Source organism: Salinispora pacifica DSM 45544 (assembly GCF_000378845.1).
In the GTDB taxonomy this organism is placed as follows: domain Bacteria; phylum Actinomycetota; class Actinomycetes; order Mycobacteriales; family Micromonosporaceae; genus Micromonospora; species Micromonospora pacifica.
Map to the genome: position 1 here is coordinate 3442574 of NZ_KB905359.1, position 16137 is coordinate 3458710.

Here is a 16137-nt window from a genome sequence, read left to right on the forward strand (position 1 = left end):
CTTCGGTTGCCGCCTCTGATCTTCCGCGTCGCCGTCAGTGCTTGGGTGGACGCGAGCGGGCTTCACCCACGCTCAGAAGCGAACTCCTACCGGACGTGGTGACAGCTCACCGTTGTGAGCGGAAGAGCCAGGCCTGTTGTTCGATGGTGTGGCCGGTGGTGATGAGTAGGTCCTGGGTGATGGGGTCGTCGGCGGTGGCCTCGATCGCCTGGTGGAGCCCGGCGGCGGTGGTGGAGAGGATTTCGGTGATCCTCTTGATCACGATGTCGTCTCGTAGGGTGCCGCTGTCGAGTTGGGGTAGCCGGCTGGTGGCGGCGATCGTGTTGCTGCGTCCGTCTGGCGCGGTGCCGATGGTCGCGGCTCGCTCGGCGATGGTGTCGGCGTGTTCGCGTGTCGCGTCGGCGAGGGCGTCGAGTTGCTGGTGTAGGGGCAGGAAGCGGGGTCCGGTCAGATTCCAGTGCGCCTGCTTGGCGAGGAGGGTGAGGTCGAGCAGGTCAACGAGGGTCTGCTGCAGGATGGGGCCAACGTGGCCGTCGATGGCGTACGTGGCCTGGTTGGTGGCCGTGATGGACATCAGTGAGTCCTTCTCGTTGTTTGGCGGCGCGGTGGGCGTCGCCGTCGTGGCGGTTGGCGCGGGTCCGTCCGGTACTGGGCGTGGGCGGTGAGTGGTGCGGGGCGGGCCGACCGCACGTTGGGTGTGCGGCCGGCCCACTTTCTGGGTTGTCAGAGGCTGTTGACGAAGGTGAGTAGGTCGTTGTTGAGCTGCTGCTTGTGGGTGTCGGTGATGCCGTGGGGGCCGTCGGGGTAGATCTTGAGGGTGGAGTCGGTGACGATTTCGTGGGCTTCCTTGGCGGAGTTCTCGATCGGTACGACCTGGTCGTCGCCGCCGTGGATGATGAGGGTGGGTACGTCGAAGCGTGTGAGGTCTTCGGTGAGGTCGGTTTCGGAGAAGGCTTTGATCGAGTCGTAGGCGGCCTTGTGGCCGGCCTGCATGCTCTGGAGCCAGAAGGTGTCCTTCATGCCCTGCGATACCTGGGCGTCGGGGCGGTTGGCGCCGAAGAAGGGTCCGTTGGCGAGGTCGCGGTAGAGCTGGGAGCGGTCGGCGAGGGAGCCTTCGCGGAGGCCGTCGAAGACGTCGATGGGTACGCCGTTGGGGTTGTCGGGGGTTTTGAGCATCAGTGGGGTGACGGCGCCGACGAGGGCGACCTGGGCGATGCGGTCGGTGCCGTGTCGGCCGACGTAGCGGGCGACTTCTCCGCCGCCGGTGGAGAATCCGACGAGGGTGGCGTCTTTGAGCTTGAGCTTTTTGATGACGGTGGCGAGGTCGTCGGCGTAGTGGTTCATGTCGTTGCCCTCCCAGGTTTGGGAGGAGCGGCCGTGGCCTCGGCGGTCGTGGGCGATGACGCGGTAGCCGTTGTCAGCCAGGTGCATCATCTGGGATTCCCAGCTGTCGGAGTTCAGGGGCCAGCCGTGGCTGAAGACGACGGGTCGTCCGTCGCGGGGGCCCCAGTCTTTGTAGAAGATGTCGACGCCGTCGCGGGTGGTGACGAAGCCCTCGTTGCGGTCTGATCGTTTTCCGGCGGCGGCGGGGTCGGCTTGGGCCTCGCTGGCGCTGTTGGTGGCGATGGCGGTGCCGCCGGCGGCGATACTGAGCACGGCCACACCGGCCAGCAGCGCGGCCCACACGGGACGACGGCGGGAGCGACCGGAGCCGGTCTCGGCGGCGGGGGCGGGGTTGGTGTCGGGGTTCATGCGACTGTTCCTTGTATGACAGCGGTCCGGGGGACCGGATATGGGTTGGTGTGACGAGCTCCCCACCCTGGGCGGGGGTGGGACTGAAGCGTGGGGTTGTCAGGGAAGCTCCCCAAGAGGGCAGGCGTCGGCTCCGGGTGTGGTGCCGACGCCTGCCCTGGGCGTCTGGCTCCGGGTGTGGTGCCGACGCCGGTCCTCGCCGGGGCTGGGGCGTGTTTCCCCCGGCGGGGTTACTTGGCGAGGAAGGTCAGCAGGGCCTGGTTGACGTCGTCGGCGTGGGTCCAGAGCAGGCCGTGGGGTGCGCCGTCGATTTCGACGTAGTCGGCGTTGGGTAGCTGCTTGCGCAGTTCGCGGGCGGTGGCGTCGATGGGCAGGATGTTGTCGGCGGTGCCGTGCAGGATCAGGCTGGGTACGTCGATCTTGGGGATGTCGGCGCGGAAGTCGGTGATCCAGGTGGGCACGGCGGCGCTGGAGGCGTACCAGGACGCGCCGGCGGCGATGTTCCAGCTGTTGCGCAGGGCTTCTTCGGACGGGCGGGTGCCGAGGGTGTCGTCGGTGTTGTAGAAGTTGCGGTAGAAGTCGGTGAAGTAGGCGTAGCGGTCGGCGGTGACCGCGGCGAGGATGCCGTCGAAGACGTCCTGGGGCACGCCGGTGGGGTTGTCGTCGGTCTGCAGCAGGAACGGCTGCAGTGAGGCCAGGAACGCGGCCTTGGCGATGCGGGTGGAGCCGTAGCGGCCGAGGTAGCGGGCGACCTCGCCGCTGCCCATGGAGAAGCCGACCAGGACCACATCGGTGAGGTCCAGGGTCTCCAGGACCGCGTTCAGGTCCGCGGCGAAGGTGTCGTAGTCGTAGCCGACGGTGGGTTGGCTGGACTGGCCGAAGCCCCGCCGGTCGTAGGTGATCACCCGGTAGCCGGCCTTGAGTAGGGCCGCGGACTGCTTCTCCCACGAGTGCCCGTCCAGGGGGTAGCCGTGGATGAGTACCACCGGCTGTCCCTGACCGTGGTCCTCGTAGTACACGTCGATGTTGGTGCTGTTCTCGGTTCCGACGGTGATGTACGGCATGACGACCTCCCAAGGTTGGAGAACGTTCGTTCTCTCGCGCTGGAAAGAACTTTAGAGAACGAACGTTCTCGGTGCAACTCCTCGGTCGGAATACCCGCCGTGATCAGCGCCACACGAGCTAGGAGGCAGGAGGTGCGCTATCGGCTGGGTCGGATTCCACCGCTGATCGAGCCCGAGACCGCAGCTACGACCCCGCCCGGGTGGCTGCGACCGCCTGCTGGATCTCCTCCGCGATGAGGTCGGCGTTGATCCCCGCCCCCGTGTGGGCGCCACTTGCCGCAGCGCCGACGGGGTGGGCCAGGTCGATGATGTTGCCGGCGGCCCACACCCCCGGGACCTCGGTGCGTCCCGTCGGATCCGCCGGGATCTGCTCGCCGGTGATGATCGGATGGTCGACTGGTCGCAGTCCGAACCCTGCGAGTAGCTCGGCCCGTGGGACCACCCGCGGCGCGATCGCCAGGGCGTCCAGACCGACCACGGTGCCATCGGTCAACCGCACCCCGACGAGTCGGTCGTCGGCGACCTCCAGCGCCGCCACGGTGCCGACCACGAGCCGCACACCCCCGGCGGTGAGCTGCTCAGCCTGCTCCGAATCCGGGCCATCCGACAGGTGAGTGAAGTACGTGACGTCCTTGCTCAGTCGTCGAAGCATCAGCGCCAGGTGCGCCGCCATCGGGCCCGTGCCGAGCACGCCGATGGCCTGGTCCCGAACCTCCCAGCCGTGGTGGTACGGACAGTGGAACACGTCGCGTCCCCACCGTTCCCGCAGTCCTGGGATCTCCGGCAGCAGGTCGGTCACCCCGCTGGCCACGAGCAACCGACGGGCCCGCACCGACCGGCCGTCGGCCAGCGTGACGGTGAATCGCTCACCGTCACGTGTCGCAGCTGTGACCTCGCCGTCAACCACGTGGCCCCCGTACCCACGCACCTCGGCCCGACCGCGCGCCAGCAACTCGGCCGGCGACATCCCGTCGCGGGCCAACAGCCCGTGCATCCGCTGGACCGGGGCGCTGCGAGGGGTACCTGAGTCGATCACCGCCACCGAACGGCGGACCCGTGCGAGCGTCAGCGCCCCGCTGAGGCCGGCGACGCCGCCGCCGACGACCACCACGTCGTAGCTGTTCTCCAGCTGATCGATCATTCTGATCCCCCTTCCCGGACAACCCTGCGGATGCAGGGTGAGGGAGTCAAGATCCTTCGCTATTTCAGCAAAGTTACTTATGTCAAATGACGCATGATTAATGAACTTCATCCGCTCCGGGGTAGATGTCGTGGATGGGCAAGGCGGGGAGGCTCGAGGAGCGCGTTGCCGCGGCCCGTATCCGACCCCGCCAGATCGGCGAATCCGGGCCGCCGTTTCGGGAACACGTGCCACGGCGGTCGGTCGGACACGGACCAGGCTTGCTGGTCTGTCGGGTCGCGCGGCGCACGCGGGCCGGCCTACGAAGCGGCGTGAGCATTGTCGGAACGTCGGTCGGAGCGGGCGGTTCATTTGCCGAAACAGCAACTCAGTTTGCTAGATGGTCGTGGCCCGCGCATGGTTGCCCCTGGGAGGTGGTCAGGATGACCGATCAACTGGAGAACAGCTACGACGTGGTGGTCGTCGGCGGCGGCGCCGCTGGCCTGAACGGGGCATTGATGCTTGCTCGGTCCCGCCGTTCGGTGGCGGTGATCGACTCAGGCGCCCCCCGTAACGCCCCGAACGCTCTGGGCGTGCATGGGTTGCTGGCGCGTGAGGGGGTGTCGCCGACCGAGTTGTTGGAGCGCGGTCGGGCCGAGGTGCGTGGGTACGGGGGCCACGTGGTCAACGGCGAGGTTGCCGACGCGGCACGCGAGGGTGACGGGTTCACGGTCACCCTGGTCGACGGCAAGTCCGTGCGGGCCCGCCGGCTACTGGTGACGACCGGATTGGTCGATCTGCTGCCGGAGATCCCAGGACTGCGGGAACGGTGGGGACGCGACGTACTCCACTGTCCGTACTGCCATGGCTGGGAGGTTCGGGACCAGGCCATCGGCGTACTGGCCACCGGGCCGATGTCGGTACACCAGGCGCTGCTCTTCCGGCAGCTGAGCGGAGACGTCACGTACTTCACTCATCACAGCGCTGGCCCGGACGCGGAGCAGGCCGAGCAACTCGCCGCCCGGGGCATTCGGGTGGTGACCGGCACTGTGGCGGCGGTGGAGGTCGCCGACGATCGGCTAGTCGGGGTGCGTCTGGACGACGGCACGGTGGTGCGCCGGGACGCTCTGTCGGTCGCACCGCGGCTGGTGGCGCGGGCCGGGTTCCTGGCGGGGCTCGGGCTGCAGTCGGTCGACCATCCCAGCGGGGTGGGTGAGTACGTTCCGGCGGATCCGTTCGGGCGCACCGAGGCCGCCGGCGTGTGGGTCGCCGGCAACGTCTCAGACCTGGCCGCCCAGGTGGGTGCTGCCGCGGCTGGCGGTGCCGTCGCAGCAGCGGCGATCAACATGGATCTGATTGCGGAGGAGACCCGACAGGCGGTCGCGGCTTTCCGGTCGGCGGAGTCCAGGTAGCGCGCTGTCGTCCGGGCCAGGCGAGGCTTGGCTCCACCCTTCCGACGAGGACCGAGGCGCCTTCCGGTGACCCGATACCGCATCATCGTCGGTCCGCTGTGTTTGACGCCGAGTGCCCGGACGACAGTTGCCAGCGCTCCAACGGCCCTGCCGGGAGTAGCGCTCGAAGACGAGTTGTTTCTGGCAGGTCACCGGCGTCTCCGACCGCAACGGCAGTCGGAGACGCCGTGCGGTCAGACCGGCGAGGCTGACCGCCAGGTAGGGCGCGGACCGTTCCGGAGCGTGTGCCCCGGTGACTGTTCTCCCGGATCAACTCGTCGCAGGCCGTGCCGAAGACCTCGATGCGGTGAGCCGTGATGTCCGTGACCGGGTGATCGCCCGGCTCCCGTCTGGCCTGACACCGATCGTGCCAGCCACCCTGATGTGGTCGGGAGGTACCGCCACGAAGTTCGACGCCGGCTGAAGATCGACAGCAGGCGGGAGCACAGGGACTGCATCGTCCCGAAGGAACTCCCGGATCGGCTGGACCAGCGCCAGTATGCAGCAGGGGCACATCCATCAATTGGATGTGCCCCTGAACTGGTCGGGGTGGCCGGATTCGAACCGACGACCTCTTCGTCCCGAACTCTCGGCGGGCCGGCCGGATCGGGTGTCATGCAAGGTCGTCTGGCCTGTTGGGGTCGCTTCGGGTCGGGTTCGGTGGGCTGGGTTGCTGTACTTCGCTGCGGTACTGCTCGTCGATGAGGAACTGCCCGAAGTGGGCGCGCATGCGTAGCCAGTGCTGGCGGTCGTCGCAGGGGTGGAGTCGGCCGCAGCGGCACAGGCTTAGACCCAATTCGGCGTGCTTGGTCAGCAGGATATCCGCATAGGCCACCTGCGCCTTGGCGTACTCTCGGAAGGCCGTCGAGGTGTAGATGATTCCCACCGGTCACCGCCCCGCCCGGCGGCTGTGGCGGTGGCGGTGGCGCCAGAGGAGTTCGGCGACGGCGTCCACGGGGTCGATGTCCCCGGCCGTCAGTCGCTGGCGGGTGACGGCGATCCAGGGCGGCGAGGCGGGGGTTGTTTCGCCGCAGGCGGTTCGCATCCCCTCTTGGGCGAGTTGGGCCAGCCGGCAGGGATGGCGGTGGTTCTCATGCCAGCAGCCGGCGACCACGCAGAAGCCGGCGCTGTCTGGCCGGTGGGCCTCCCAGAGGGCGCGGGCCAGTCGCCACAGCAGGCGGCGCTGGCACTCTGCGGGCGGCTCGATGGGCGGATTTTCGACATCGAAGAACATGCGCCGACCATCCCGCCCTGCGACGGACCGCTCCATGACCAGCGGTCATGTCACGGTGACATGGGACGGCTCGACCAGCGTGAATGGTCGCCCTAGGCTGTCGGCCGGAACACCTTGAGTAGTCGGAACGCGACGCTGGGAGCTGCCGTGCTGCTCGATCCACTGCAAATACCGGAGGATGCGTGGTCGCACGGCGAGGTGCTGGCCGCCTTGGCCGCCCGCGACATCGGCGCGCTGTTCCGTCTGATCGCCAGCCTCACCGAGGCGAGTCAGAGCCAGATCGGGGCCGCCGTCGGGCTGGAACAGGGCTACGTCAGCCGGATCATGGCCGGCCGCAAGGTCACCTCAATCGACGTCCTGGAACGGATCGCCGACGGCTGCCGGATACCCAACCAGGCGCGAATCACGATGGGGCTGGCACCCCGACAGGCCACACCGCCCGCCACTCCCGGCCGGCTCACCCCCGGTGGGCTCACTCCCGGTCGGCCCAGCGAGCCGCCGGCCAACCGGACCTGGCAAGACGACGTACGCAGTGCCGCAGAGCTTTGGCGAGGTGACGTGAACCGTCGAGACGTACTCCGGCAGGTGGCCTTCCACTGCGCCGGCTACACCCTGCCGGCGCTGCGCTGGTTCACCGCCCCCGACCCGGCTCCGGTCACCCAGCCCGGCCGCAACGCGGTCGGCCAACCGGAGATCGACACCATCCGCGCCATGACCGCCACCTACCGCCAGCTGGACAACCAGTACGGCGGCGGGCACGCCCGCGACACTGTCGCCCGCTACCTCCACCAGGAGGTGACCCCACTACTCACCGACGGCCGCTTCGACCACCCCACTGGTCAACGACTGCTCAGTGCCGCCGCCGAACTGGCCCAACTCGCCGGCTGGCAGGCGTACGACACCGCCCAACACGGCATCGCCCAGCGGTACCTCACCCTCGCCCTGGACTTCGCCCATGCCGCCGCAGACGACGGCCTCGGCGCGGAGATCCTCGCCGCGATGAGCCACCAGGCCACCTACCTCGGTCACACCACCGCCGGCCTCGACCTCGCCCGTGCCGCCGGCCAGACCGCCCACCGCGCCGGACTTCCCGTCCTGACCGCCGAAGCCCACGTCATGCAAGCCCACGCCCTGGCCAAGGCTAACGACGAACGAGCCTGCGCCATCGCCCTGCACCACGCAGAACAAGCCCTCGACCGAGCCGACCGCAGCGCCGACCCCCAATGGCTCAGCTACTTCGACGAGGCATACCTGTCCGCCAAGTTCGGCCACTGCTTCCACGCCCTCGGCCGCAACACCCACGCCGAACGATTCGCCGCCCGATCCCTACGCATGAACGATCACTTCGTACGCGGCAAAGCCTTCAACCTCGCCCTACTCGCCAACATCCACGCCCACCAGGGGCAACCCGAACGGGCCTGCGCCATTGGCGCGCAAGCCCTGACCCTGACCACCCAACTCCGCTCCGCCAGAGCCGTCCGCTACCTCCGCGACCTGCAAACCCAACTCACCCCACACCGGCGACTTCCCGCCGTGCGGCACTTCACCGGCCGCATCAACGCCACCCTCGGCCCCCGCCGCTGACCATCACAGTTCCCCCCGGGCCTTACGCGCGACCAGCTCCAGCACCGCGATCACCGTGCCGGCACCGACGATCTCACCCCGGGACACCAGCTCGTACGCCTCGTCGAGCGGAATCCACGCGACCTGCTCCGCCTCGTTCACGTCCACGGGCGCACCGATGTGCTCGGCCCGCCGGGCCAGGAACAGCAGGTTCTCGGCGTCGGCGGTCCCGACCCAGGGTTGGAAGGACAACAACGGCTCGACCGCCTGGGGCCGCCAGCCGGTCTCCTCCTCGACCTCCCGCACCGCACACTGCGCAGGGTGCTCGTCGTCGTCAACATAGCCGCCGGGCAGCTCCCACACCCACCGGTCGAACACGAACCGGTGCCGCCGCAGCAACAACAGGCGCTCCTGATCATCGAGCACGGCGACCATGGCCGACCGGGGAGCCCGGATCACGTACTGCTCAAACCGAACCCCATCCGGCAACTCCACCTCGGCAATACTCAACCGCGCCCGCCGGGTGTCATCCACCACCCGCTCACCGTGGATGGTCCACCGGGTCAACTCCGTCGCCTGCTTCTCCACCACGCCAGTATCCGCGCCGAACCCCACACCCTGCGCGGCAGGCGGCACCTACCGGCCGCACCATCCCGGTTCTGCCAAGCCGTCCGACCCCTCGCTTGTAGGTCCTGGGCGTTCCGTCCATGCGCGTCCGCGCACGCCTCTGACGTCGGGTACTGATCCACCACTTTCCGTCCTTGGCCCTCCCCGCCTGGCCCTGTTGCTGTCATCGTTACTGTCAACAGCAGCAGGGCTACCGGCGCCCCTGGACCTGACGCCAACCGACTACCGTCGACCCGTGCTCGATCCCGCAACTGTCTTCGACGGATCCGGCCCGCTGGAGAACCCGCTCACCGACGAGATTCTGCGGGCGGTGGAAGCGCACCTTGGGTACGAGCTACCCACGGCGTACGTCGACCTGGCCCGTCGGCACAACGGCGGCTCGTTCGCTCGGGACGCCCACCCTGCACCGAGCCGAACCTCCTGGGCTGAGGACCACATCGGCGTGTACACGCTGGCGGCGATCGGCCGAACTGCTCGGTTCAGCCTTTGCGGCGATTTCGGCAGCACGTTCTGGGTAGCGGAATGGGGCTACCCCCACATCGGCATCTACATCGCCGACTGCCCGTCGGCGGGTCACGACATGGTAGCCTTTGACTACCGCTCGCCTGGTGAGCCCGCCGTCGTCCACGTCGACCAAGAATGGAACTACCAGATCACGGTCCTCGCCCCCGACTTCAAGACCTTCGTGACGGGCTTGGTCGACGAATCCGAGTACGACGTCGACGACTGATCGCCAGTCCGCGACGGAACAGCGAGTCGGTCAGACGTTGAAGCGGAACTTAAACCGTCTCGCCCGCTACCTGCGGCGGCCTGGTCGACGCGCTGTTCATGCTTGCTCTTGGGCTCACGTCTTGATGGCTGGTTGCCGGTTGACGCTGTCTTGCGCCCCGTGCGTGCCCGGCGACTCCTTGACCCCCAGGCAACCGACGCCGCCTCGTGAGCTGGGATGAGACGAACGCTGAGCTGCAAAGACAGTCCTACACTGTCCCCCGCAGTCTGTAGGTGTCCGTCGCGGTCGTCACTCGGCTAGTCACCCACCCCTTATGCGGAGTTCGTGGTCGGTCCAGGACCATGACCTCATGGATGAGGCTCAACGGCGGCGGTGGCACCAGCAGCACGTAGCGTCCTGGCTCCAGCTCGCCGCCACTCTGCGGACCGAGGGCTGGGAGGCGCAGGTGACCTGTTCGGCGGCTCCAGTGCAGGTAGCGGGGTCGCTGCCTAACGGCGAGCGGTTCTACTTCCGCGCCCGGCATAGTGACGTGTCGTTGGGCATCGGCGGCGACGACCCGGCAGACATCCCCGAGTGGGAAGACAGCGAGTCACATCAAGAAGCCAGCTACCTGCCCGCCGCCGACGGCGGAGCCATCATCAGACGGCTTGCTCGCCGCTACCTAGAGGAGCGCCAACCGACCGGGCGAGCACCCTCAGTTTGAAAGGTATCTTGCGTCGACCTGGCGGGCGGGTTGGTCTATGCGCTGGGCAGCCGTTTCGCTGGTCGGGCAAGATCGATCGCTGAGGTTGAAGCCGTGCCACGTGCCGCTGTTGGCCGGTGTTAACCGCTGCACCGGGCACGCCTCGGGCACGGCGACCATTACGACGTGCGCCGTTAGCCGATGGCCCGATCTCCCAGCCAGCTACCAACGGTCAGGTACGTGGCTAGCTCGGACGGTATCGTTCCCTGCCTCAGCACCCACGGGTCTGCTGCACCGATAGGTGACAGTTTCAGTCACGCGGCCTGACTGGCCGGTGGGGTCATGGTGGTCTCGTACTCGTTAGGGGTCAACCGGGACAGAGAGTGTCGTCGGCGGCGGTGGTAGGTCCGTTCGATCCAGGTCACGATCGCGGTCCTGAGCTGCTGGCGGGTGGTCCAGGTCCGCCGGTCGAGGACGTTGTTCTGCAGCAGGCCGAAGAACGATTCCATGGCGGCGTTGTCGCCGGCGGCGCCGACTCTGCCCATCGATCCGGTCATGTGATGCTGGTGCAGGGCGTGGACAAATTTTCGCCCTGCGACCCACGGTCGGTGTGCAGCACGCAGCCGGCCAGCCGGCCGCGTCGGGCTACGGCGTTGTACAGGGCGTTGACGGCCAGCCGGGACTTCATCCGTGAGTCGATGGAGTAGCCGACAATCCGCCTCGACCACGCGTCCTTGATCGCGCACAGGTAGAGCTTGCCCTCGCCGGTGCGGTGTTCGGTGATGTCGGCCAGCCACAACCGGTTCGGGCCCGCTGGCGGTGAAGTCCCGTTGCACGAGGTCGTTGTGAACCGGTGGACCGACCTTGCCGCCCTTGCCGCGCTTCTTGCGCTTACCGAAGGCGCTCCACCAGCCATTGTCCGAGCAGATCTTCCACCCGGTGCGCTCGGCCATCGCCTGGCCGGCGGCGCGGGCCTCATCGACCAGGAACCGGTACCCGAACTCCGGGTCATCGCGGTGGGCATCGACCAGGGCGTTCGCGCGATGAGCGGCGACGAGTTCGGCGTCACCGACGCTGCCGGCCGAGCCACCGGTAGTAGGGCTGACGAGCGATGTTCAATACCCGGCACGTCACCGCGACGGGGATCCCGTCGGCGGCCAGCTCGCTCACGAGCGGGTAGAGCCTTTTCCCGGCAGATGCGCCTGCGACAAGTAAGCAGCGGCCCGACGCAGGACCTCGTTCTCCTGCAGCAAGCGGATCCGTTTGCGGGCCTCGCGCAGCTCGGCTGACTCGCCACTGGGCGTGCCGGGCTTCGCGCCGGCGTCGATGTCGGCCTGACGCAGCCACTTGAACAACGTCATCGGGTGGACCCCGAAGTCCTTCGCGATCTGCTCGACCGTCACTCCCGCCTCGCGGTCACGAGCCACCCGCACGACGTCATCACGGAACTCTCGGGGGTAAGGCTTGGGCACAGCGACATCCTTCCAGCCCGCCCACAGGGCAAGCCAACTCAGATGTCACCTACTGGTACAGCAGACCCGATCTCGACCACGCTGGACCGCTACACGCACGCGTTCGAGGCCGGCGCGGACCACGTGCGGGAGTCGTTTGCTGACTTTCCGCTGACTTCGGACGAGAACGACCACCAGGAGGGCGGATAGGTAGTGGCATAGTCCGATGAACTAGATCGCGGTGGAAGCGGCAAAAGGCCAGGTGAGATAGCATCTCACCTGGCCTTGCCTGTTCCTGTCGGGGTGGCCGGATTCGAACCGACGACCTCTTCGTCCCGAACGAAGCGCGCTACCAAGCTGCGCCACACCCCGAGGCGTGCCGACAAATACTAGCCCACCCGATCCGAGGGTCAAATTCGGTATCCCCGTGGCTTCGCCGGCTCAGCGGGGGATCAGGGTCAGGATGCTCGCCTCGGGCGGGCAGGCGAAGCGGACCGGCGCGGTCGGATGGGTGCCAAGGCCGGCCGAGACGTGTAGCCAGGCGTCCGAGCCGGGCCAGCGGTGCAGGCCCTTGGCCATCGAGCGGTGCAGCCCACAGTTCGTCACCAGGGCTCCGACCCCCGGTATGCAGACCTGACCGCCATGGGTGTGGCCGGCGAGTAGCAGGCTGAACCCGTCGGCGGCCATCTGGTCCAGCACGGCCGGCTCCGGGGAGTGGCTGAGGGCGATCGAGAGGTCGGCCGAGGGCGAGACCGGGCCGGCAACGGACGCGTAGTCGTCCCGCTCGATGTGTGGGTCGTCCACCCCGACCAGCTCCACCAGCCGCCCGCCGGCCTTGAGCGTGGTGCGGGCGTTGCTCAGGTCGGCCCAGCCGGCACCGGTGAAGATGTCTCGCAGTTCGTCGTAGGGCAGGGTCACGCCCTCGGTGTAGTCGCGGTCGGGCAGGAAGTAGGTGAACGGGTTCTTCCAGACCGGGCCGGTGTAGTCGTTGGAGCCGAAGACGAAGGCGCCCGGGTGGTCGAGGAGCGGCTGCAGCGCGCACAGGACCCCGGGCACCGCGTCGGGGCTGGCCATGTTGTCGCCGGTCACCAGGACCAGGTCCGGGTCCAGCCCGGCCAGCGACGCCACCCACTCCTGCTTGCGCCGCTGGCCGGGCATCATGTGCAGGTCGGACAGGTGCAGGATGCGCAGCGGCTCCGCGTCGGCCGGCAACACCGGCACCTCGTACCTCCGGAGGGTGAACATGTTGCGCTCGATCAGCGATGCGTACGCCAGGGTGGCCGCACCCACGACGGCGGTGCCGGCGGCGAAGCGGAATAGTGTGCGCTTTCCCATGGCTGACAGAGTAGTTTGACCGTCCATGGGTACCTTGAAGGACCGCCTGACCACGGACATGCGGGCCGCGCTGAAGGCGCGTGACGAGATGACCACCTCCACGCTCCGGATGGCGCTGGCAGCCGTCGGCGCGGCCGAGGTCGCCGGTCAGGCCAAGCGGGAGCTCGGTGATGACGAGGTGCTGGCCCTCCTGGCCAAGGAGGCGAAGAAGCGCCGGGAGGCGGCTGCCGCCTTCGCCGAGGCGGGCCGCGACGAGCAGGCCGCGAAGGAGACCGCTGAGGGCGTGGTGCTGGAGCGCTACCTGCCGAGTCAGCTCTCCGACGACGAACTGGCGGAGGTGGTCCGGACCGCCCTGACCACGGGTGGTTTCACCGGCATGGGGCAGATGGGCCCGGCGATGAAGGCCGCCCAGGCCGCGGTGGCCGGCCAGGCCGCCGGTGGCCGGGTCGCCGCTGAGGTACGCCGGCAGCTCGCCAGCTGAAGCTGGCTCCGGGTACGCGAAGGGGCGGCCACCCCGACCGGGGTGGCCGCCTCTTCGACGTCTCAGCGACCCACTAGTCGGCGGGGCGTTCCGTTGGTCTGCCGCCGGTCGGCTCGGGCTGCGCGGTGGGCTTGGTGGGCTTGGGGGCCGGGCCGGAGCTGACCTTGATGGTGACGACGCTGCCCTTGGCGGTACGGCCGGTTGGGCTGGTCCCGGCAGCGGTGCCGGCCGGGCAGCTCGACTCGACCCGATTCGTCGAGACGACCACCGCGAATCCGGCCCCGGTGATGCGGGACTTCGCCTTCTCCACGCTGACGCACTTGACATTCGGGATCGACCGCTGGTCTCCGTAGCGGAGCTTGTTCTCCGGTGGGGTGAAGTCGACCCTGGGCTTGCCCTTCATCGCGTCGCGCAGCGTCTCGTACACCGGCGGGTTGATGCCCGTGGCCACGTTGTGACCCATTCGCTGGGTGGTCTGTGGCCAGTCCGGGTCGGCCATGATGCCGGCGACCGAGTACTGCTTGGTCATCGCGACCAGGGAGGCGGTCTTGTCCTTGTCGGTGGTGCCGGACTTGCCGGCGACCGGGGCGTTGACGATGCCCCGCACGTTGGGGGCGGTCGCGCCGGCGCACTTCGTCGTGGACGAGCGGTCTCCGACGGGGCAGCGGGCGGCGTCCACGGCGGCGCGGGCCACCTCGGTGCTGATCCGCTGTTCGCAGCGGGGGTTGGCGATGTCGAGCTTGTTGCCGGCCGGGTCGCGGATCTCCTGTACCGGGATCGGCTCGCAGTACAGACCGTCGGCACCGAGGGTGGCGTACGCGTTGGCCAGCTCCAGCGGCGTGGTCTGGGAGACGCCGAGGGTGAAGGCGCCCCACTGGTGGGCGCCCTTCTCCTGATTGAGGTCCTCCTGGGTGCGGAAGGTGATGCCGAGCTTCTTGGCGGCCTCGACCACCTTCTCCGCGCCCACCTGCTGCTGGAGGGGGACGAAGTAGGTGTTCACCGACCTTCCGAACGCGCTCCACATGTTGTGCACGCCGACCATGCCGGGGTTTGCGTTCTTCGGGCAGTAGAAGTGGGTGCCGTCGCAGGCGGCGGGGCTGTTCTTCTCGATGATGTATTCGGACCGGAACTGGTATTCGGCGTTGATGGTGTGGCTGAGCGGGATGCCCTTCTCCAGCGCGGCCACCAAGGTGAAGATCTTGAAGGTGGAGCCGGCCTGGTAGCCGGTGATGCCGTCACCGCCGGTGAGGAGCGGGTTGACGGTGTTGGGATAGTTGCCGAGCGCCCCGGTTTCGCGTTTCGTCGGGTTGCTGTGGGGCTTGTTCTCCGGGTTGTCCGGATCGTCGAGCTGGTAGTCGCGGTTGGCGGAGAGGGCGCGCACCCGGCCGGTGCCGGGCTCGACCACGGCGAGCATCCGCGCGGCCTTACTGGTGGCGGGGAGGTTCTTCCGTGCCGCCTCATCGGCGGCCTTCTGGACCTGGGGCTCCAGTGTGGTGATGATTTCGAAGCCGCCGCTCTTGAGCAGCCGTTCCCGGTCGTACGAGGTGGAGCCGAACGCCTCCTGCTTCATCCACCAGCGGTAGAAGTAGTCGCAGAAGAATCCCCACTCCTGCGTGTTGGTGTCAACGCAGCCGTTCGGCGCCCGCTTGCCGACGATCTTCGGCTTGCTGGCCTTGGCCTCCTCGGCCTCCTCCGCGCTGATGGCGTTGATCTTCACCATGTTGTCGAGGACGTAGTCGCGCCGAGCCACCGCGCTCGGGTAGCCGCTGGGAGTGGTCGGGTCCAACGTGCTGGGGGCCTTGACCAGGCCGGCGAGGAGCGCCGCCTCGGCGGTGGTGAGCTTGCTCGGCGGCTTGGCGAAGTAGACCTGACTGGCGGCGTGGATGCCGTAGGCGCCGTTGCCGAACGAGGCGATGTTGAGGTAGCGCCGCAGGATCTCGTCCTTGGAGAACTCGTTCTCGATCTGCACGGCGTAGCGCATCTCGCGCAGCTTGCGGGCGGTGGTGTCCTCGGTGGCCGCGACCACGTCGGCGGGGTGGCTCGCCGAGTACGCGATGGCGAGCCGGACGTACTGCATCGTCAGCGTGGAGGCGCCCTGCTGGTGGGCGCCTTCCTGGCTGTTGTTGATGAAGGCTCGGGCGACGCCGTTGAGGTCGACTCCGTTGTGTTCGTAGAAGTCGTGGTCCTCAGCGGCGAGGATCGCCTTCTGCATGGCTGGCGCGATGTCATCGATTTTGGCGATGTCGCGGCGGTTCTCGTCGTACATCGTGGCCACCGGTGTCTTGCCGTCGGCGGCGAGCAGGTGGCTTATCTGGGGCCCGGTGCCGATGGCCAACTCGGTGGGGAGGGCGTCGAAGGTTTCGGCGCCGGCCTTCGCGGCCAGCCCGGACAGTGCCACCGCGGGGAAGGCCGCCGCGGCGACCACCACTCCGGCGAGTAGGCCACAGACGAGCAGCGATGCGGCGTTGGTCAGCACATTATGATCACGTTTCCGCATCCAGGTCACCTCGACAGGGTAGCGAACCGGTGGCGAGCGGCGCGGGGCGGCTTTTCCCCATTTCCTGCGCACGCCCTCCTCGTTGTGCTAAACGCACGACCCCCGGTAGGCGGTTGCGGACCAGGCGTCGCCGAGTCTCCTCAGGGCGCG

At 68.1% G+C, this 16137-nt stretch carries 15 protein-coding genes, 1 tRNA gene and 2 pseudogenes; 6 read left to right on the forward strand and 12 right to left on the reverse strand.

Annotation, left to right across the window (positions count from 1 at the left end):
• Window positions 1-106: 106 nt before the first annotated feature.
• The 4 genes from SALPAC3_RS0115640 to SALPAC3_RS0115655 all read right to left on the reverse strand — a co-directional run bounded on the left by SALPAC3_RS0115640 (window position 107) and on the right by SALPAC3_RS0115655 (window position 3957).
• Window positions 107-574, reverse strand: a complete 468-nt coding sequence (locus SALPAC3_RS0115640) for a Dps family protein (RefSeq protein WP_018222152.1) — start codon at window positions 572-574, stop codon at window positions 107-109.
• 149 nt (window positions 575-723) lie between these two features.
• A complete protein-coding gene (locus SALPAC3_RS0115645) occupies window positions 724-1752 on the reverse strand; it encodes an alpha/beta fold hydrolase (protein WP_018222153.1) in 1029 nt (342 codons plus the stop codon).
• Between the two features lie 230 nt (window positions 1753-1982).
• Window positions 1983-2816: an alpha/beta fold hydrolase gene (locus SALPAC3_RS0115650; RefSeq protein WP_018222154.1), complete on the reverse strand. Its 834-nt coding sequence runs from the start codon at window positions 2814-2816 to the stop codon at window positions 1983-1985.
• A gap of 184 nt (window positions 2817-3000) precedes the next feature.
• A complete protein-coding gene (locus SALPAC3_RS0115655; RefSeq protein WP_018222155.1) occupies window positions 3001-3957 on the reverse strand; it encodes an NAD(P)/FAD-dependent oxidoreductase in 957 nt (318 codons plus the stop codon).
• Between the two features lie 422 nt (window positions 3958-4379).
• Here SALPAC3_RS0115655 and SALPAC3_RS0115660 point away from each other — a divergent pair, with 422 nt between their 5' ends.
• Entirely contained in the window at window positions 4380-5348 is a 969-nt protein-coding gene (locus tag SALPAC3_RS0115660; protein ID WP_018222156.1) for an NAD(P)/FAD-dependent oxidoreductase, read from the forward strand.
• Between the two features lie 150 nt (window positions 5349-5498).
• On the opposite strand, the pseudogene SALPAC3_RS27260 reads toward SALPAC3_RS0115660, so the two are convergent.
• The 3 genes and pseudogenes from SALPAC3_RS27260 to SALPAC3_RS0115675 all read right to left on the reverse strand — a co-directional run.
• A pseudogene (locus tag SALPAC3_RS27260) lies at window positions 5499-5639 on the reverse strand (30S ribosomal protein S4); the annotation flags it as partial.
• A 361-nt stretch (window positions 5640-6000) separates the two neighbouring features.
• A complete protein-coding gene (locus SALPAC3_RS0115670; RefSeq protein WP_018222158.1) occupies window positions 6001-6273 on the reverse strand; it encodes a hypothetical protein in 273 nt (90 codons plus the stop codon).
• 3 nt (window positions 6274-6276) lie between these two features.
• Window positions 6277-6621 (reverse strand): hypothetical protein, encoded by a 345-nt coding sequence (locus SALPAC3_RS0115675; protein WP_018222159.1) that lies wholly within the window; start codon window positions 6619-6621, stop codon window positions 6277-6279.
• Window positions 6622-6768: 147 nt separating this feature from the next.
• Here SALPAC3_RS0115675 and SALPAC3_RS0115680 point away from each other — a divergent pair, with 147 nt between their 5' ends.
• Window positions 6769-8205, forward strand: coding sequence for a helix-turn-helix domain-containing protein (locus SALPAC3_RS0115680; protein WP_018222160.1), 1437 nt, complete (start codon window positions 6769-6771; stop codon window positions 8203-8205).
• 3 nt (window positions 8206-8208) lie between these two features.
• Here SALPAC3_RS0115680 and SALPAC3_RS0115685 read toward each other — a convergent pair whose 3' ends face one another.
• On the reverse strand, window positions 8209-8775 hold the full coding sequence (locus SALPAC3_RS0115685; RefSeq protein ID WP_026185618.1) for an NUDIX hydrolase: 567 nt from the start codon (window positions 8773-8775) through the stop codon (window positions 8209-8211).
• Window positions 8776-9013: 238 nt separating this feature from the next.
• Between SALPAC3_RS0115685 and SALPAC3_RS0115690 the strand changes: the two genes are divergently transcribed.
• Together SALPAC3_RS0115690 and SALPAC3_RS0115695 are read left to right on the forward strand one after the other, a co-directional pair.
• Window positions 9014-9541 (forward strand): SMI1/KNR4 family protein, encoded by a 528-nt coding sequence (locus SALPAC3_RS0115690; RefSeq protein WP_026185619.1) that lies wholly within the window; start codon window positions 9014-9016, stop codon window positions 9539-9541.
• A 349-nt stretch (window positions 9542-9890) separates the two neighbouring features.
• Window positions 9891-10244, forward strand: a complete 354-nt coding sequence (locus tag SALPAC3_RS0115695; protein WP_232430511.1) for a hypothetical protein — start codon at window positions 9891-9893, stop codon at window positions 10242-10244.
• A gap of 293 nt (window positions 10245-10537) precedes the next feature.
• Here SALPAC3_RS0115695 and SALPAC3_RS28025 read toward each other — a convergent pair.
• Window positions 10538-11695, reverse strand: a pseudogene (locus SALPAC3_RS28025) (IS3 family transposase).
• 42 nt (window positions 11696-11737) lie between these two features.
• On the opposite strand from SALPAC3_RS28025, the gene SALPAC3_RS27280 reads away from it, so the two are divergent.
• On the forward strand, window positions 11738-11884 hold the full coding sequence (locus tag SALPAC3_RS27280; protein WP_232430512.1) for a hypothetical protein: 147 nt from the start codon (window positions 11738-11740) through the stop codon (window positions 11882-11884).
• An 88-nt stretch (window positions 11885-11972) separates the two neighbouring features.
• On the opposite strand, the gene SALPAC3_RS0115715 is transcribed toward SALPAC3_RS27280, so the two are convergent.
• Both SALPAC3_RS0115715 and SALPAC3_RS0115720 read right to left on the reverse strand, forming a co-directional pair.
• Window positions 11973-12046: transfer RNA gene (locus SALPAC3_RS0115715), tRNA-Pro, on the reverse strand.
• A 69-nt stretch (window positions 12047-12115) separates the two neighbouring features.
• On the reverse strand, window positions 12116-13009 hold the full coding sequence (locus SALPAC3_RS0115720) for a metallophosphoesterase (RefSeq protein WP_018222164.1): 894 nt from the start codon (window positions 13007-13009) through the stop codon (window positions 12116-12118).
• 25 nt (window positions 13010-13034) lie between these two features.
• Between SALPAC3_RS0115720 and SALPAC3_RS0115725 the strand changes: the two genes are divergently transcribed.
• Window positions 13035-13490 (forward strand): GatB/YqeY domain-containing protein, encoded by a 456-nt coding sequence (locus SALPAC3_RS0115725; protein ID WP_018222165.1) that lies wholly within the window; start codon window positions 13035-13037, stop codon window positions 13488-13490.
• A gap of 73 nt (window positions 13491-13563) precedes the next feature.
• Here the strand turns inward: SALPAC3_RS0115725 and SALPAC3_RS0115730 are convergent, their stop codons facing one another.
• A complete protein-coding gene (locus tag SALPAC3_RS0115730) occupies window positions 13564-15987 on the reverse strand; it encodes a penicillin-binding protein (protein WP_026185620.1) in 2424 nt (807 codons plus the stop codon).
• Window positions 15988-16137: the final 150 nt, after the last annotated feature.

Excerpts from the sequence above, each read along its gene's own strand:
- SALPAC3_RS0115695 (WP_232430511.1), top strand. The coding sequence starts at position 9,891 with ATGGATGAGGCTCAACGGCGGCGGTGGCACCAGCAGCACGTAGCGTCC.
- SALPAC3_RS0115645 (WP_018222153.1), bottom strand. The coding sequence starts at position 1,752 with ATGAACCCCGACACCAACCCCGCCCCCGCCGCCGAGACCGGCTCCGGT.
- SALPAC3_RS0115640 (WP_018222152.1), bottom strand. The coding sequence starts at position 574 with ATGTCCATCACGGCCACCAACCAGGCCACGTACGCCATCGACGGCCAC.
- SALPAC3_RS0115675 (WP_018222159.1), bottom strand. The coding sequence starts at position 6,621 with ATGTTCTTCGATGTCGAAAATCCGCCCATCGAGCCGCCCGCAGAGTGC.
- SALPAC3_RS0115725 (WP_018222165.1), top strand. The coding sequence starts at position 13,035 with ATGGGTACCTTGAAGGACCGCCTGACCACGGACATGCGGGCCGCGCTG.
- SALPAC3_RS0115720 (WP_018222164.1), bottom strand. The coding sequence starts at position 13,009 with ATGGGAAAGCGCACACTATTCCGCTTCGCCGCCGGCACCGCCGTCGTG.
- SALPAC3_RS0115730 (WP_026185620.1), bottom strand. The coding sequence starts at position 15,987 with ATGCGGAAACGTGATCATAATGTGCTGACCAACGCCGCATCGCTGCTC.
- SALPAC3_RS0115655 (WP_018222155.1), bottom strand. The coding sequence starts at position 3,957 with ATGATCGATCAGCTGGAGAACAGCTACGACGTGGTGGTCGTCGGCGGC.
- SALPAC3_RS27280 (WP_232430512.1), top strand. The coding sequence starts at position 11,738 with ATGTCACCTACTGGTACAGCAGACCCGATCTCGACCACGCTGGACCGC.
- SALPAC3_RS0115650 (WP_018222154.1), bottom strand. The coding sequence starts at position 2,816 with ATGCCGTACATCACCGTCGGAACCGAGAACAGCACCAACATCGACGTG.
- SALPAC3_RS0115660 (WP_018222156.1), top strand. The coding sequence starts at position 4,380 with ATGACCGATCAACTGGAGAACAGCTACGACGTGGTGGTCGTCGGCGGC.